Source organism: Kribbella yunnanensis (assembly GCF_039529655.1).
GTDB lineage: Bacteria > Actinomycetota > Actinomycetes > Propionibacteriales > Kribbellaceae > Kribbella > Kribbella yunnanensis.
Genome location: NZ_BAAANF010000004.1, coordinates 135,746 through 151,648 on the forward strand (window position 1 = coordinate 135,746; position 15,903 = coordinate 151,648).

The window sequence follows — 15,903 nt, forward strand, 5'->3', positions numbered from 1 at the left end:
TACAGCTGCCTGTCAAGGAAATCCGTTGACGCATCCACGACCATGAGGGGGTGGAGATCAAGAGCCTCGGCTACCGCACCGACCTGTTCCTCCTCGGTCTCGGCGGTAGCGAACTGCAGGACAACGGCGAGTACGTCGTCATCCGGACACCCGCCAACCCGATGTTCTGGTGGGGGAACTACCTGCTGTACCGCACGCCGTTCGGCCCGGGCGACGTGCAGCGGCGCCTCGAACAGTTCCGCAAGGAGTTCCCGCACGCGGAGCACGTCTCGATCGGCGTGGACACCACCGACGGTGTGCTCGGGGTGGACGGCGTCAAGGACGAGCTGCTCGCGCTCGGTGCCACCGTGGACGGCGACACGGTGATGGCGGCGTCCACGGTCATCGCCCCGACCAGGCCGAACACGACCTCGACGTACCGCCTGCTCTCGACCGACGACGACTGGGCGCAGCAGGATGAGCTCAACCTCAAGACCGCCACCATGACGGTCGACGAGGGCTACATCGAGTACAACCGGCGCCGCGGATTGGCCGATCGAGGTCGCGTCGAGGCCGGGCACGGCGTGTGGTTCGGTGCGTTCGACGGCGACCGGCTCCAGGCGTCGCTCGGGCTGATGTTCGACGGCGCGGGACTAGCCCGGTTCCAGAACGTGCAGACGCATCCGGACGACCGCAACCAGGGCATCGCGAGCACACTCGTGCACCACGCGTCGACGTACGGGCTGAGCGAGGGTCGCGCGAGGACGCTGGTGATGGTCGCGGACCCGGACTACCTGGCGATCCGGATCTATCGCGCCCTCGGCTTCAGCGACTCGGAGACCCAGTTGGGGATCTCGATCCCGCCTTCCTCCTAAGGTGTTCCCATGACGGTTGTGTTGGTGACAGGTGGGAGCCGGGGGATCGGCGCTGCGGCAGCGGTCGCGTTGGCGGCGGATGGCTGGGATGTCGGGATCGGTTACCGGTCGCGGGACGACGAGGCCGCCAAGGTGGTGCAAGCTTGCGAGAAGCTGGGCCGGCGTGCGATCGCCGTACAGGCTGATGTCGTCGAGCCCGAAGAGATCGAGCGCCTCTTCGACTCCGTAACCACGGCGCTCGGCCCGATCAGCGCCGTCATCAACAACGCCGGCGTCGTCTCACCGTCCGGTCGCGTCGACGAGTACGACGTCGCGCGGCTCGACACCGTGTTCCGGATCAACGCGATCAGCGCGTTCTTGGTCGCCGGTGCCGCGGTGCGCCGGATGTCCACCAGGTACGGCGGCGACGGCGGTGTCATCGTCAACGTGTCGTCGCGCGCGGCCGTGCTCGGATCGGCGGGGGAGTACGTCGACTACGCGGCCAGCAAGGCGGCTGTCGACACCCTCACGGTCGGCCTCGCGAACGAGGTCGCCAAGGAAGGTATCCGCGTGCTCGGCGTCCGGCCCGGACTGATCGAGACCGACATCCACGCGCCAGGCCGACTCGACCGGCTCGGTACGACGCCGCCCGTCGGCCGGCCGGGTAAGCCCGAGGAGGTGGCCGAGGTGATCGCGTTCCTCGCCTCGAACCGGTCGTCGTACATGACCGGTACCACCATGGACGTCTCGGGCGGCCGCTGACGATGGGCTTGCGGCCGGTCGATCTGGCGCGGCGTGCGGGGGTCTCGACCCAGCTCATCCGCAACTACGAAGCAGACGGGATCCTGCCGCCGGCCCCGCGCACGGACAGCGGCTACCGCCAGTACGGCGAGGAACACGTGTCCGCGCTGCTCACCTATCGCGCCCTCGCGCCTGGCTTCGGCGCCGAGACCGCTCGCCACATCATGCAGGCGGTCCACGCGGGCAACGAGGAATCGGCGTACCGGCTGGTCGATCAGGCGCATTCCGGTCTCTACGAACAGCGCCTCGCAACCGACGCCGCCAGCGAGGCGCTGGGTGCGGCGGCGGCCGAGTTCCGCGACGAGCCGGCGCCGACCGGCCCCGCGCTGCTGGTGGGCGAGTTGGCGCATCGCCTCGGCGTCCGTACGTCGGCCCTGCGTGTCTGGGAGGCGGCCGGGCTGCTGCTGCCGACGCGCGAGCGGGTCACGAAGTACCGCCGGTACGAACCGGAGCAGATCCGGGACGCTCGCATCATCCACATGCTCCGCCAGGGCCGCTACTCGTTCGACCAGATCCGCCCCGTCCTCGAAGGCCTGCGCCAAACCGGCAGCACCGAGGCCCTCCGCGACGCGATCGCCGAACGCCGAGCCGCCCACGACCGCATCACCAAAGCGATGCTGTACGGCGCCGGCCTCCTTCACCACCTGATCGAGCAGAAGCCCCCGGCTTGAGCTGTGGGCTCGTGGTGGCGGGGTGCTACTCCGGTACGGCGAGTTGGGTCGGCTCCGAGCGGCCTCGAACCGTGACCCGATCACCCGGCCGCCAGTGCTCACCTTCGGTCGGACCCGCCTCGTCGACCGTCGACATCGACGCGATCAGCCGCTCCGGCGTGTTCTTGGCCAGCTCGCTCAGCCGCGCCGCCTCGTTCACCGGATCACCGATCACCGTGTACTCGAGCCGCCGTACGTCGCCGACCGTGCCGGCCACCACAATCCCGGCGGTCACCCCGATCCCAGCCGTTGCCTCCGGCAACTCTTCGGTGAGACGCCGGGTGAGCGCCCGCCCGGCCCGCAGCGCCGCCCCGGCCGGATCGATCAGCTCTGCCGGTGCCCCGAAGATCGCGAGCGAGGCATCACCGGCGAACTTGTTCACAAACCCGCCCTCGCGCACCACCTCGTCGACGACGATCGTGAAGAAGCGGTTCAGCAGCTGGACGACCTCCGCCGGTGGCCGGTCCGACGCAAGTTTCGTGGAGCCGACCAGGTCGACGAATAGGACGGCGACGAACCGTTCCTCGCCCCCCAACTGGTCGCTGGTCAACGCCTCGCGAACGACCTCAGGACCGACGTACCGGCCGAAGACGTCCCGGATCCGCTCCCGCTCGCGCAGACCGGCCGCCATCCGGTTGAACCCGGCCTGCAGGGAACCGAGCTCGGTCCCGTCGAAGACGGGGATCCGGATGTTCAGCTCGCCCTCACCGATCAGGGTCAGCGCGTCGCGCACCGACCGGACCGGGGCGACCACGGACTTGGCCGACAGCACGATCAGCAGCCAACCCATGCCGAGGGCAACGGTGCCGAGGACAAGGATCACCACCGACAGCCGGGTCGCGGAGACGCCGCCCTCGACCATCGCCACGATCGCGGTCAGCATCAGCCCGGCGACCGGCACCGCCGAGCCTGCCGCCCAGAACAGCACCGTGCGCGCTTTGAGGCCGAAGGCAAGGAGCCGGCGCGGGGGAGCGGAGTCGGCGAGCGCCTTCGCCGCGACCGGGCGGAGGGCGAACTCGGTCAGCAAATACGAGACCGCGCAGGTCACGATCATGCCGTCGAAGATCGTCACCGCGACCCGCAACGCGTTCTCCGGCTGGAGAACCGCCGTGACCGTGGTGGCCAGGATCACGATCCCCATCCAGAGCACGACCTCGATCAGCGTCAGCCGCAACGGCAGCCGCAGCGTGGAGATCTGCTCCTTCCTGGTGGCCGGGCGGTCCTCGTCCACCCAGGCGGTGCGGCGGGTGACGACGTGGGTGCTCCACAGAGCGCCCACGACCACGGCGAACAGGAAGTACGCCGGAACCCAGATCATCTCGAGGCGCTGGATCTGATCGGTCAGCGGCGGGCCGGGGATCACGAAGACGGCCAGTACGAAAACCACGGCCGCGCCGATCAGATGGGTGCCGATCGAGAACGTTGTCAGCAGCACCCGGAGCCGGATCCGCAGCATCCGGTTGCTCTGATCGGCGGGCCCGAGCAGCCAGGACCCGAACGGCCGCCGTTTCAGGACCAGCTCGGCACCCCCGTGCGATGTCATGGTCACAGTGTGCTCCCAGCGTTGCAGCTTGATGCAACAACCCTCGCCGTTGAGCGGGAATGACACCAGCTATTTGGCACGGTGGTGCTGGTGGCTCAGATCGGCCGCCTGAGACACGACAGCCGTGGGTAATGTTCCCCGGACGCACTCACTCGGGAGCACTCCGTGACGCACGATCGCCACTCTTACGCCGAACCACTGCTGGTTCGGACGACCCATCTCGAACTCGATCTCGAGCTGGATTTCACCGCGAAGGTGCTCACCGGCACCGCCACGCACACGCTGGATTGGTCTGGTTCCAGTGACCGGCTGATCCTGGACACGCGTGACCTGACCGTGCTCGCGGTCGAGGGTGAGACGGCCGGTGGCTGGGAGCCGCTGGAGTACAGCCTCGCGGTACCGGACAAGGAGCTGGGGTCCGCGCTGACCATCCGGACCGCGCGCCAGGAGCGGGTCCGGGTGAGCTACCGGACGGCGCCGACCGCGACCGGGCTGCAGTGGCTGGAGCCGTCGATGACGGCCGGTGGCGTGATGCCGTTCATGTTCAGCCAGTCCCAGGCGATCCACGCGCGCAGCTGGGTGCCCGTGCAGGACACCCCGGGTGTGCGGTTCAGCTACGCCGCGCACGTGACCGCGCCGCCCGAGCTGATGGTGCTGATGAGCGCCGACAACGGCACCACCTCCCGCCGTACCGGCTCGTACGACGTCGTGATGCCCGAGCCGATCCCGTCGTACCTGCTGGCGATCGCTGCCGGTGACCTCGTCTTCGAGCCGCTCGGTGAGCGCTCCGGCGTCTGGGCCGAGCCGGCGATGGCCGGGCGGGCGGCGCAGGAGTTCGCCGACACCGAAGAGATGATGCGAGTCACCGAGGCGCTCTTCGGCCCCTACCGCTGGGGCCGCTACGACATCCTCGTGCTGCCGCCGTCCTTCCCGTACGGCGGGATGGAGAACCCGCGGATGACGTTCGCGACCCCGACTGTCGTGATCGGCGACAAGTCCCTGGTCAGCGTCGTCGCCCACGAACTCGCGCACAGCTGGTCGGGCAACCTGGTCACCCAGGACAGCTGGGACGACATCTGGCTGAACGAAGGCTTCACGGCGTACGTCGAGAACCGGATCGTGGAGGCGGTCTACGGGACCGAGTTCGCGGTGATGGAGACGGCGATCAAGCAGCACGCCACCGTGGTGAAGCTCGACCCGCTCACCCCGGCCGAGCTGGCGGTCGAGCTGCCCGGGCTGAACCACCGCTCCGAGTACCACGGCACCACCGCGCTCGGGCCGCTCAAGGGCACCTGGTTCCTGGCGTGGCTGGAGGAGCGGTTCTCGCGGGACGTGTTCGACCCGTTCCTGCGCGGGTACTTCGACCGGTTCGCCTTCCGCAGCATCAACTCCGACGACTTCGTCGGCCACCTGCAGGAGCACCTGCTCGACGCCCACCCCGGCATCGTCAAGGACCACGAAGTCGCCGCCTGGCTCGAAGAGCCCGGCATCCCCGCCTTCGCCGAGCGCGCCGTCTCGGCCCGCTTCCAGGTCGTCGACGAGGCCCGCACCCTGTGGTTCACCTCCGGCGAACTCCCCGCCGGCGCCGCGAACTGGACCACCCAGGAGTGGCTCCGCTTCCTCGACGCCGCCCCCGACATGCTCAGCCCCAACCAGCTCCAGCAACTCGACCGCGCATTCGGCCTCACCGGCACCGCCAACGGCGAGATCGCCCGCCGCTGGTACCAGATCGTCGCCGCCAGCAGTTACGAACCCGCCTACGCCGAACTAGCCGCCTTCCTCACCGAAGTCGGCCGCATGAAGCTGGTCCTCCCCGTCTACCGAGCCCTGGCCGGCAGCGACCGAGCCTTCGCCTCCGAAGTCTTCGCCAAAGCCCGCCCCGGCTACCACCCCATCACCACCCTCGCAGTCCAAAAGATCCTCGGCCAGTGAGCTACGACGTAGCGGTCTGGGTCGGCGAGGTTCCCGCCGACGATGAGGCCGCCGGCGCAGTGTTCGCCGACCTGGCTGAGGAGTTTCTGGAGGGTGCGGAGCTTGAGCCGGCCGCCGAACTCGCGGCGTTCACGGAGGCAGTGAATGTCGTTCGGCCTGGATCGCCGGACGAGTCGTGGCAGGTGACCGTGTCTGGTCCGATCGCGTACTTCACACTGGCCTACGGCGAGATCGATGATGCGGTTGGCCCGATCGAACAGTTGGCCGACGCCAACGGACTGGTCTGCTTCAATCCGCAGACCGGCAGGGTCCACAACATGGCACCCCGGCGCGGCATCACCACTGCGCACGGAGCGGTCGCCGTACCGGCGCACTGGATGGCGTTCCTCGGACAGGAGTTGCGTGATCCGAACGGCTTCGTGACCCTGCAAGACGGCCAGGCGGATCACTACATCCAAGCGATGAACGCGGACGGGACCCTCCTGCTCGAATACCGTGACGGCTCACCAGAACAGCACTTCCAGACGACCGTCCGCAATCATCTGGAGATTGCCGACGCGATACAGCAATGGCTGGCCGGAGAGCGTGAGTTCGTCAGTCAGCACGCCTGGGAGCGCCTGCGGTAATCTGATGTGTTCCTGTTGTCTGGCGATGGCTTGGGCGCGCCGCTAAGCGCTCTGCGAATGATGACTTGTATGTGCGGGAGGGTCGCTCCCGCTGGCGGATGAGTGGGGCTCGGATTCGGGTGCGGAACCCGAAGGAGCTTCGAGGGCAGCGGCGGCGCCGGGCGCATGGGTGCTGGGACCACTTGCTGGTCGCGGTGTTGTGGCCGATGCACGAGGCCAATCTGGGCACGTTGCTGCGGACGTGTGATGCGGTCGGGGCTTGTCTCGCGGTACCGCGGTTGCCGTGGGTGCCGGAGGCGCTTGCCAGGGGCAACACTTTGCGGACTCGGTCGTGCGTGCACTGGACTGGTCATGATCCGGTGCGTTGGCTGATCGATCAGAAGAGCCGGTCCGAAACGACGGTGGTCGGGGTTGAGCTGGCCGATGAGTCGGTGCGGCTGGGTGACCTGAAAGCGGCGCGGAACCGGACGATCGCCGTACTGGGTCATGAGCGGACCGGGATTCCACCTGAGGCTGTGGATCAGCTGGATCTGGTGGTGGAGATTCCGATGATCGGGACCGGTTCCAGTCTCAACGTTGCGGTGGCGGGCTCGCTGGTTCTCTATCGGCTGGCTGGGCTGCTGTGAGGTCGAATACGCAGCGGTGGACGGTGTGGGTGGGGACGTAGCCGAGGGCGTCGTTGAGGTGCCGCATGGCGACGTTGGTGTCGACTGTGTCGGTCAGCAGACCGCCCAGGTCGGGGAAGGCCGTGCGCACCCAGCGGATCTGCTCGGTCTTGAGGCAGCGGGCGAGGCCGCGGCCGCGGTGGGCGGGGAGGACAGCGGTGCCGTAGTTCTGGGCATCGCCCTTCCCATCACCCGGTACGACGAGCTCGGTGAACGCGACCACCTGCCCGCTGGCCTCCTCAACCGCCGCCACCGTCATCAGGTACTCGCCGCGCTGCGCAATCACCTCAGCAGCGTTCCTGGTCCGCGCGACATCCCACTGGTCGGCCCCGTAGTCGATCGCACCGGTCGGCGCATCATCCATCCCGGTCCGCGCATCCGTGAAGCTCTGCACCAGCTCATCCGGTACGACGCCCTGCCACGTCACGATGCGGTAGCCGGCAGGCGGGTGGACCGGCTGCACGTCCGTCGCCAGATCGAGCCGGGCGAAGATCAGCGTCAGCCCGATCGTGAACCCGTGATGCACCAGGAACTCGTACGACGGGGTGTCCGCGTGAACCTCGGCCACGACCACCCGCGCGTTCTGATCGCGGGCCGCGGTGAGAGCGGCGTACAGGAGTTGGCTGCCGATGCCGCGACGGCGTTCGGCGGGATGGACGGTGATCTCGAGCTCGGCCAGATGCGCCATCGACTCACGACTGTGCAGCCGGAGGAACGCGGAACCGACCGGGTGGCCGGCGGCGTCCGCAGCCAGCCAGGCGATCCGGCGGCTGAACGGCCGGAAGTCCGGATCGGTCAGAGGAGTCAGCTTGATGCTCAAACCGGCACCATAGCTCCCCAGCGGGCCACGTGCTGTGACACGGTGAATCCGCTACGGTGCTGCGAAGCCGACCGCGGAACTCGACCGTGGCAGGCACAGTGGGGAGAGGAGCACGGGGTGCAAGAGCTGGCTGCGGACGCGATCCGGACGATCGGCGCCGACCACATCGCACTACGCGAGCAGGTGCTGGCGGAGCTGCGACGACGGATCGTCGACGGCGACTACGCACAGGGCGAGCGTCTGACCGAAACGCGGCTGGCCGACGACTTCGGCGTCTCCCGAAACCCGGTCCGCGAGGCCCTGCGAGTCGTCGAGGCCGAAGGCTTCGTCCAGATCCTGCCCCGCCGCGGCGCCGTCGTAGCCACCCTCGACGAGACCGCCGTCCGCGACCTCTTCTCAGTCCGCGAACAACTCGAAACCCTAGCCGCCGGCCTCGCCGCCGAACGCGCCAGCGAGCAAGACATCGCCCGCCTCCGCCAGCTGTGCGACGACGCCCGCACCGCCACCGAAGCACAAGACTTCGGCCGAGTCGCCGAACTGAACAGCGACTTCCACCGCGCCGTCATCGAGGTCAGCGGCAACCGCTGGCTGCACTCGATCTCAGCCGCCATGTACCACCACGTCCACTGGGTGTTCCGAGTAGGCGCCGCCCAACGAGCCCCCCACTCCTCCGAAGAACACGTCCGCCTGGTAGACGCCATAGCCGCCCGCGACCGCCCAGCCGCCACCGAAGCCGCCCGCCTCCACGTAGAAGCAGCCGCGAAGGCGGCTCTTGGTCAGCGGCCTACGGCGTAGCCTTGCATGCCTCGGGGGTTGGCGGCTGCTGATAGGAGGCCGTCGGGGTCTCGGCGTACGGCGCAGAGGCGGCCTAGGCTCCAGGGGTCGGACTCGGTGACTACGTGGCCTCGGCGTACCAGGTCGTCGCGGATCTCGGGGCCTAGGCGGCTCTCGAGGGATAGCCCACCGGGCTCGGTCGCGCGGGGGTAGAACGACGACGGGAAGCCGGTGGTGTGCCAGGCCGGCGCGTCGATTGCCTCCTGCAGGTCCATTCCGCCACCGAGGTGCCGCAGCAGGAACAGCAGTTGCCACTGATCCTGCTGATCCCCACCAGGCGAACCACACGCCACCACCGGCCGCCCATCGCGCAGCACCAGCGTCGGCGTCAAAGTCGTCCGCGGTCGCTTGCCCGGAGCAAGCGACGCGGGCAACCCTTCCTCCAGCCAGAACATCTGCGCCCGGCTCCCCAGACAGAACCCCAGCTCCGGAATCGTCGGCGACGACTGCAACCACCCACCACTCGGCGTCGCCGAGATGATGTTGCCCCAGCGATCCACCACATCCACATGACACGTGTCGCCACGCGTCACCCCGTCGCGCGCAACGGTCGGTTCCCCGACACTCGCATCGATCAGATGGTTGCCCCCAGCAAGCGATGGCATCCGCGGCGCCCGCCCGTCCGGCGACCCCGGCCGCAGCTCGAGCGTCGCCTCCGAACCAACCAGCCTCGCCCGCTCGGCGGCGTACGCGGGGGAGAGCAACGACTTCAGCGGTACGTCGCCATCGCCGTACCAGGCCTCGCGGTCCGCATACGACAGCTTCATCACCTCAACCGTCGTGTGCACCCCCTCCGCACTCGCCAGGTCCACATCACCAAGCTCAGCCAGTACGGCGAGCGATTGCAGCAAAGCCGGTCCTTGTCCCCAAGCGCCAGTCTTCGCCACCGTGTGACCGTTCCAGTCGAGCGTGGTCGCGTCCTCCCAGCTGGCCGAGAACGCCGCCAGATCATCCCCAGTGATCAACCCCGCATGATCCGAACCGCTCGAATCGCGATGCGGCAACCGCGAGAACCCGTCAATGGCCTCGGCCACGAACCCTTCCCGCCACGCCTTCCGCGCCTGCTCGACCTGCGCGACCCGATCCGCGCCGGCCGTCTCACCCTCAACCACGAGCCGCTCAAGCGTCGCCGCGTATGCCTCGTTGCGGAACAACCCGGTCGGCGGGCCGTCTTGCAACCACAGTGCCGCGGACGTCGGCCAGTGTTCCTCGAACAGCGACTGGACAGTCGCCACGGTCTCCGTCACCCGCGGTACCAGCGGATGCCCGTTGCGTGCGTAGTCGATGGCCGGTTCCAGTACGACGCGCAGCGGCAGCGTCCCGTGGTCCCGCAGCAGCAGCAACCACGCGTCGACCGCACCCGGCACAGTCGCGGCCAACGGCCCCGACCCCGGAACCAGATCGAGCCCGAGCGACCGATAGTGCTCAATGGTCGCCCCAGTCGGTGCAACCCCCTGCCCGCACAACACCCGCGGAGTCGGGTCGTCCGCCGTCGCCACGATCGCCGGCACCTCACCACCAGGCCCGTTCAGATGCGGCTCCACCACGTGCAGCACGAACCCTGCAGTCGCCGCCGCGTCGAACGCGTTCCCGCCGAGCTCCAGCATCCGCATCGCCGACTGCGACGCCAGCCAGTGTGTCGACGAGACCATGCCGAACGTGCCGCGCAACGTCGGCCGCGTGGTGAACGTCATCAAGCAACTCCTTCTGCTGTTCGTACGTCGGGACCGCTACCGTCCTCGGCCACCAAGTGACACGCAACCTGGTGTCCACCCGATCCGATCACGCGAGCCTCCGGCACAATCGTCCGGCACCGATCAACCGCCACCGGACACCGGGTGTGGAACCGGCAGCCGTCCGGCGGATCGATCGCCGACGGCAAGTCGTCACCCAGCAACACGGGCTTGCGCTCGCGCTGCGCGACCGGATCCGGCACCGGCGCGGCCGACAACAACGCCTGCGTGTACGGATGAGCCGGCGTACCGAAGATGCGTGCCCGCGGCCCCTGCTCAACCAGCTGACCCAGATACATCACCGCAACCTCATCAGCCAGGTACTCAACCGCCGACAAGTCATGCGTGATGAACAAGCACGCAAACCCGAGATCCCGCTGTAGATCCGCCAGCAGATTCAGTACGGCGGCCTGCACGGACACATCAAGCGCACTCGTCGGCTCGTCCGCCACCAACAACCGCGGCTCGGAGATGAGCGCGCGAGCGATGCTGACCCGCTGACGCTGCCCACCCGACAGTTCATGCGGTGCGCGCTGGGCGACCTCCGGACGCAGCCCGACCCGCCGCAGCGCCTCAGAGACCTGTACGGCGATGTCTTTGCGCCGCATCAACCGCAGTGGCTCCCCAACGATGTCCCCGACCGACAACCGTGGGTCGAGCGACCCCGCCGGGTCCTGGAACACGATGGAGACGTCCCGCCGGTGTGAGCGCAATTGACGCCGGTTGAGGTGCGTGATGTCCGCACCGGCGAGTCTGACCGTGCCTCCGGTCGGTTCGAGCAGTCTGACGATGCAGCGACCGACCGTGGACTTCCCAGAACCGCTCTCACCGACCAGTGCGACCACAGAGCCTTCACGGATCCGCAGCGTCACCCCGTCGACCGCACGGACCGGACCGAAGTGCATGACCAGGTCCTCGACCTCCAGCGCGTTCATGAGACCCCCACTGGGTTCCAGCACGCCAGTCCGTGCTTACTAGACGTCAGTTGCGGCTGAGACGTCGTACAGGCGTCGACTGCTTGGCCGCAGCGGTCAGCAAACGTGCAGGCATCCGGTTGCTCCGACAGCACCGGCACCAGACCGGGGATCTCATCCAGCCGTTCCGTATCCGCGTGGCGGCCGGCGGCGGGGGAGGCCCCGAGGAGACCGGTCGTGTACGGATGCTGCGGGTGGGCGAACAGCTCATGGACCTCGGCCGTCTCGACGACCCGGCCGGCGTACATGACCGCGACCCGATCCGCGAGATCCGCCACCACACCAAGGTCGTGCGTGATCAGCACGATGCTCGTCCCGAGCCGCTCGCGCAGACCCCGCAGTACGTCGAGGATGCCCGCTTGGATCGTCACGTCGAGCGCGGTGGTCGGCTCGTCGGCGATCAGTACCTTCGGATCGCACGCGACCGCCATCGCGATCATCACTCGCTGCCGCATCCCACCGGACAGCTGATGCGGATAGTCGTCGACCCGACGTTCGGCCGACGGAATCCCCACCAACTTCAGCAACTCGATCGACCTCGCCCGGGCCGCGCTCCGGCTAGACCCCAGATGGGTCCGAAGCACCTCACCGATCTGACTGCCGACCGTGAAGACCGGGTTCAGCGAGGTCATCGGCTCCTGGAAGATGTACGCGATCTCGCGCCCGCGAATCGAGCGCAGCGTCCGCTTGTCCGCCCCAATCAGCTCAACCCCATCCAGCCGAACCGACCCGTCGACGTGCGCCGACCGGGGGAGGAGCCCCGCCAAACTCATCGCCGTCACACTCTTCCCGCACCCCGACTCACCCACAATCGCCAGCACCTCGCCCGCCCCGACCTCGAGGCTGACCCGGTCCACCGCCGACAACTGACCGTCCTCCGTGCGGAAGGCCACCGACAAGTCCCGCACCTCCAGCACGCGCCGGTCACGGCCGGCTTGCGTCGAGTCGGGGCTGGGCCTCACGGTCGCGCTCATCGGCGGCTCGCTTTCGGGTCGAGGGCGTCGCGCAGGCTGTCGCCGACGATGTTGAACGCCAGCGTCAGCAACATGATCGCCAGCCCCGGCATCACTGCCGCCCACGGTGCCCGTGCCGCGAACTGCTGCGCATCCGACAACATCGTCCCCAGACTCGGCGCGGGCGGCTGAATCCCGAGCCCCAGGAACGACAACACCGCTTCACCAAGAACCGCAGCCGGGATCGCGACCGTCGCCTGCACGATGATCACCGACGCGGCGTTCGGGAGGATGTGCCTCCCAAGCACCCAAGCATCACTCGCCCCCTCGACAATCGCCGCAGCGACGAAGTCCAGCGACTTCAGCCGCAGCGTCTCCGACCGCACGATGCGGATCACCCCAGGAATCTGCGCAATCCCGATCGCGATCGCCGCGTTGCCCAGACTCGCCCCGCGGATCGCAGCCAGCCCCACCGCGAGAATCAGGAACGGAAACGCCAGCACCAGATCGGTCAACCGCGAGATCAACGCGTCGATCGCACGGAAGTACCCCGCCATCAACCCCAGCGGTACCCCGATCACCAACGAGGTCGCGACCGCCAGCAACCCGACATGCAACGAAGCCCGCAGCCCGAACATGATCCGCGACAGCACATCCCGCCCGAGATCATCGGTCCCGAGCAGATGCCCCGCCGTACCAGGTGGTGCAAAGGCCTGATCCAGTTGAGTCTGCGTCGGTTCATGCGGCGCGAGCACATTCGCGAAGACAGCCAAGATGATCGCGAGCACGAGTACGACGAGCCCGGTGATCGCGAGCGGATTGCGCAGGATCCGCCGCGCGACCTTCCGCCGATTGGTCCGGATCGGCACCGCGACCGTCGTCATGACCCACCCCTGACCCGGATCCGCGGATCGATCACCGAATACAGCAGGTCCACGAGCAGATTGATGACGATGTACGCCGTCGCCGTCACCAGCACGACCGCCTGGATCACCGGGTAATCCCGCTGAAACACCGCATCGACCGTCAGCTTCCCGAACCCAGGCAGCGCGAAGATCCGCTCAGTCACCACCGCCCCCGAGATCAACGCCCCAAGCTGCAGCCCAACGATCGTCACCACGACAATCAAGCTGTTCCGCAGCGCATGCCGCCCGATCACCGCACGCGGAGACAGCCCCTTGGCCTCCGCAGTCCGCACGTAGTCAGCGGACAACGCATCCAACATCGACGACCGAGTCTGCCGCATAATCACCGCGGCCAACCCGGTACCGAGAATCAATGCCGGCAGGACGAGATGGTGCAGATTGGCCACCGGATTCGTGAAGAACGGGACGAACCCCGACGCCGGAAAGAGGCCGAGGGCAACGGACAGGTAGAGGATCGCCATCAGCCCGAGCCAGAAGTTCGGCACCGACAGACCGAGCAGAGCGAGCGCGTTCGCCGCCCACTCGGCCGGCCGGCCTCGCCGTACGGCGGCAATCACTCCAGCACCGACGCCGATCACACCAGCCACGAGGATCGCGAGCACCGACAACTCAATCGTCACCGGCAACGCACCAGCGATCATCCCGTTGACCGGCTCACCCGTCCGGATCGACTGACCGAGATCACCGCGCGCCGCATGGCTCACGAACTGCCAGAACTGCACCAGCCACGAATCGTCCAGCCCGTACTGCTCCCGGATCGCCCGCAACGACTCCGGATCCCGATCCTCACCGGCCAACGCGAGCGCCGGATCACCCGGCAGCGCGCGGACCCCGGCGAACACCACGATCGTCGCGAGGATCAGCGTCACCGCCGACTGCCATAGCCGGTGCAGAAGGTAGCGGCTCACTTGGCGAACCCCGCGAACGCCGTGCGGATCACCCCGTCCGGATAGGTCTGCACGCCGAGCAGCTTCTTCGAAACCCCGGTCAGGTTCCGTTGCCGGTACAGGTAAATCAGCGGCTCGTCCTGCTGCAACTTGGTGACCACATCGCCGTACAACTTGATCCGCTGGGCCTTGTCCGTGGACTGCCGCGCGTCGGTGAGTAGCTTGTCGACCTCGGGGCTGCTGTAGCCGGCGACGTTCTGGCTTCCGGTCGTGCCGACGAAGTTGAAGATGTTCGCATCCGGGTCGACCCGGCCGGACCACCCGAGCTGAAGGATCTCGAAGTCGCCGCGATCCTGCTGATCGAGCAGCGAGGCGTACTCGACCGGCTTGATCACCAGCTCGAATCCACCGTCCTTGACCATCGCCTGCAGAGCCTGCGCGAGCCGCAGACTGTCGGGGTTGTTCGAAGTGATCATCGAGACCTTGTACGGCGTACTGACGCCGGCCGCGGCGAGCAGCTCCTTCGCCTTGGCCGGGTCATGGGCCGGACACGCCTGCGCCGCGTCGGACGTGAACTCGCTCTTCGGCGAAACCGGCGAACACGCAACCGTGTTGAGCCCGTTGAAGATCGACTTCACCAGTGCAGCGCGGTCGATCGACAGGTCGAGTGCCTGGCGGACGCGCGGGTCCTTCGCGATCGGGGTGTCGAGCTGCTTGAGCGGGTTGCCGACGCCGTTCGCGTTGGCGATGTTGATCGTCACGCCCTGGTAGCCGAGCGACTGAGACTGCAGGACGCTGATCGTGCTGTCCTTCTGCAGCGAAGGCGCGTCCTGGGAGGAGAGCGAGTCCGCGACCTGGGCGTCACCGGCTTTCAGGTTGGCCGAGCGGATACTCGAGTCGGTGATGATCCGGTACTCGATCGCATCCAGGTGCACCTTGGCAGCGTCGTAGTACAGGGGATCCTTGACGACCTTGATCGAGTTCTGCGCGACGCGATTGGCGAACTTGAACGGACCGACACAGGTCGGCGCGGTGGAGAAGTTCGCACCGAGCTTGGCGACCGCGGCCGGGCTGAGCACCATGCCGGCCCGATCGGCCAGCGCCGCGGTGAGCGGGGCGAACGGCTTCGACAGCTTGATCACCACGGTATTCGGGTCCGGTGTCTCGACCGCGCTGATCGGACCGAGCTCGCTCTTACGAGCCGAACCCGCCAGCGTGAGATGGCGCTCGATGGTCGTCTTTACAGCGGCCGAGTCGAAGGTGCCGCCGTCGGCGAACTTCACGCCCTGGCGCAACGGGATGGTCAGGCTGAGCCCGTCCGGTGCGATCGTCGGCAGCGCGGTCGCGAGCTGCGGGACGACCTTCGCATCCGGACCGAGGTCGTACAGCTTCTCGCACAAGGTGTGGAAGACATATCGCGAGTACAGACTGCGCGACAGCGTCGGATCGAGCTTGTCGGGATCCGCGGAGAGTGCGACCGTCAGCGTCCCGCCGGCCTTCACCTGCGCCGGATCCGTGGGCTCACCGAACACATCGCTCTGGGTCTCCGCGGTCGTCGGCCCGTCAGCGGCCGGCTGCACCGGAGAGCAGCCGGCCACGACGAGCGCGAGGGCCGTGACCATCACGGGGACAGTCGCAAACACGAACGGAAGTCGAGGAGACATCA

General features: G+C 67.7%; 15 protein-coding genes. 7 read left to right on the plus strand and 8 right to left on the minus strand.

What is annotated here, in order from left to right; genetic code table 11:
- Positions 1-50 precede the first annotated feature (50 nt).
- The 3 genes from ABD231_RS07545 to ABD231_RS07555 are packed head-to-tail and all read left to right on the plus strand — an operon-like array spanning position 51 to position 2,305.
- Complete coding sequence (locus tag ABD231_RS07545; RefSeq protein WP_344147118.1) at positions 51-854, plus strand: GNAT family N-acetyltransferase; 804 nt, start codon at positions 51-53, stop codon at positions 852-854.
- Positions 855-863: 9 nt separating this feature from the next.
- Complete coding sequence (locus ABD231_RS07550; protein ID WP_344147121.1) at positions 864-1,595, plus strand: SDR family oxidoreductase; 732 nt, start codon at positions 864-866, stop codon at positions 1,593-1,595.
- A 2-nt stretch (positions 1,596-1,597) separates the two neighbouring features.
- Entirely contained in the window at positions 1,598-2,305 is a 708-nt protein-coding gene (locus ABD231_RS07555; RefSeq protein ID WP_344147123.1) for a MerR family transcriptional regulator, read from the plus strand.
- Positions 2,306-2,330: 25 nt separating this feature from the next.
- Here the strand turns inward: ABD231_RS07555 and ABD231_RS07560 are convergent, their stop codons facing one another.
- Positions 2,331-3,887 (minus strand): adenylate/guanylate cyclase domain-containing protein, encoded by a 1,557-nt coding sequence (locus ABD231_RS07560; RefSeq protein ID WP_344147126.1) that lies wholly within the window; start codon positions 3,885-3,887, stop codon positions 2,331-2,333.
- 165 nt (positions 3,888-4,052) lie between these two features.
- On the opposite strand from ABD231_RS07560, the gene ABD231_RS07565 reads away from it, so the two are divergent.
- The 3 genes from ABD231_RS07565 (at position 4,053) to ABD231_RS07575 (ending at position 7,071) form a co-directional block, all read left to right on the plus strand.
- The gene (locus ABD231_RS07565; RefSeq protein WP_344147128.1) at positions 4,053-5,819 is read left to right on the plus strand and encodes a M1 family metallopeptidase; all 1,767 of its coding nucleotides are present in this window, start codon (positions 4,053-4,055) and stop codon (positions 5,817-5,819) included.
- Entirely contained in the window at positions 5,816-6,445 is a 630-nt protein-coding gene (locus ABD231_RS07570) for a hypothetical protein (protein ID WP_344147131.1), read from the plus strand. Before ABD231_RS07565 ends, ABD231_RS07570 begins: the two co-directional genes overlap by 4 nt.
- A 119-nt stretch (positions 6,446-6,564) precedes the next feature.
- Positions 6,565-7,071, plus strand: coding sequence for a TrmH family RNA methyltransferase (locus ABD231_RS07575; protein ID WP_344147134.1), 507 nt, complete (start codon positions 6,565-6,567; stop codon positions 7,069-7,071).
- Here the strand turns inward: ABD231_RS07575 and ABD231_RS07580 are convergent.
- Positions 7,016-7,930, minus strand: coding sequence for a GNAT family N-acetyltransferase (locus ABD231_RS07580; RefSeq protein ID WP_344147137.1), 915 nt, complete (start codon positions 7,928-7,930; stop codon positions 7,016-7,018). The genes ABD231_RS07575 and ABD231_RS07580 overlap by 56 nt on opposite strands.
- Before the next feature lie 117 nt (positions 7,931-8,047).
- On the opposite strand from ABD231_RS07580, the gene ABD231_RS07585 reads away from it, so the two are divergent.
- Positions 8,048-8,725 carry a GntR family transcriptional regulator gene (locus ABD231_RS07585; protein WP_344147139.1) on the plus strand — a complete coding sequence of 226 codons (678 nt, stop codon included), beginning with the start codon at positions 8,048-8,050 and terminating at the stop codon, positions 8,723-8,725.
- Here the strand turns inward: ABD231_RS07585 and ABD231_RS07590 are convergent.
- Genes ABD231_RS07590 through ABD231_RS07615 form a run of 6 tightly spaced genes read right to left on the minus strand, consistent with a single transcriptional unit; the run spans position 8,707 to position 15,901 of the window.
- A complete protein-coding gene (locus ABD231_RS07590; RefSeq protein WP_344147142.1) occupies positions 8,707-10,458 on the minus strand; it encodes a gamma-glutamyltransferase family protein in 1,752 nt (583 codons plus the stop codon). The two genes, ABD231_RS07585 and ABD231_RS07590, sit on opposite strands and share 19 nt — an antisense overlap.
- The gene (locus ABD231_RS07595; RefSeq protein WP_344147145.1) at positions 10,458-11,432 is read right to left on the minus strand and encodes an ABC transporter ATP-binding protein; all 975 of its coding nucleotides are present in this window, start codon (positions 11,430-11,432) and stop codon (positions 10,458-10,460) included. Before ABD231_RS07595 ends, ABD231_RS07590 begins: the two co-directional genes overlap by 1 nt.
- Positions 11,429-12,445, minus strand: coding sequence for an ABC transporter ATP-binding protein (locus tag ABD231_RS07600; RefSeq protein ID WP_344147148.1), 1,017 nt, complete (start codon positions 12,443-12,445; stop codon positions 11,429-11,431). Before ABD231_RS07600 ends, ABD231_RS07595 begins: the two co-directional genes overlap by 4 nt.
- A complete protein-coding gene (locus tag ABD231_RS07605; protein WP_344147151.1) occupies positions 12,442-13,308 on the minus strand; it encodes an ABC transporter permease in 867 nt (288 codons plus the stop codon). Before ABD231_RS07605 ends, ABD231_RS07600 begins: the two co-directional genes overlap by 4 nt.
- A complete protein-coding gene (locus ABD231_RS07610; protein WP_344147154.1) occupies positions 13,305-14,258 on the minus strand; it encodes an ABC transporter permease in 954 nt (317 codons plus the stop codon). The genes ABD231_RS07605 and ABD231_RS07610 overlap by 4 nt, the downstream gene beginning before the upstream one ends.
- On the minus strand, positions 14,255-15,901 hold the full coding sequence (locus ABD231_RS07615) for an ABC transporter substrate-binding protein (protein ID WP_344147157.1): 1,647 nt from the start codon (positions 15,899-15,901) through the stop codon (positions 14,255-14,257). The genes ABD231_RS07610 and ABD231_RS07615 overlap by 4 nt, the downstream gene beginning before the upstream one ends.
- Positions 15,902-15,903 lie beyond the last annotated feature (2 nt).

Excerpts from the sequence above, each read along its gene's own strand:
- ABD231_RS07550 (WP_344147121.1), top strand. The coding sequence starts at position 864 with ATGACGGTTGTGTTGGTGACAGGTGGGAGCCGGGGGATCGGCGCTGCG.
- ABD231_RS07555 (WP_344147123.1), top strand. The coding sequence starts at position 1,598 with ATGGGCTTGCGGCCGGTCGATCTGGCGCGGCGTGCGGGGGTCTCGACC.
- ABD231_RS07560 (WP_344147126.1), bottom strand. The coding sequence starts at position 3,887 with ATGACATCGCACGGGGGTGCCGAGCTGGTCCTGAAACGGCGGCCGTTC.
- ABD231_RS07590 (WP_344147142.1), bottom strand. The coding sequence starts at position 10,458 with ATGACGTTCACCACGCGGCCGACGTTGCGCGGCACGTTCGGCATGGTC.
- ABD231_RS07595 (WP_344147145.1), bottom strand. The coding sequence starts at position 11,432 with ATGAACGCGCTGGAGGTCGAGGACCTGGTCATGCACTTCGGTCCGGTC.
- ABD231_RS07600 (WP_344147148.1), bottom strand. The coding sequence starts at position 12,445 with ATGAGCGCGACCGTGAGGCCCAGCCCCGACTCGACGCAAGCCGGCCGT.
- ABD231_RS07605 (WP_344147151.1), bottom strand. The coding sequence starts at position 13,308 with ATGACGACGGTCGCGGTGCCGATCCGGACCAATCGGCGGAAGGTCGCG.
- ABD231_RS07615 (WP_344147157.1), bottom strand. The coding sequence starts at position 15,901 with ATGTCTCCTCGACTTCCGTTCGTGTTTGCGACTGTCCCCGTGATGGTC.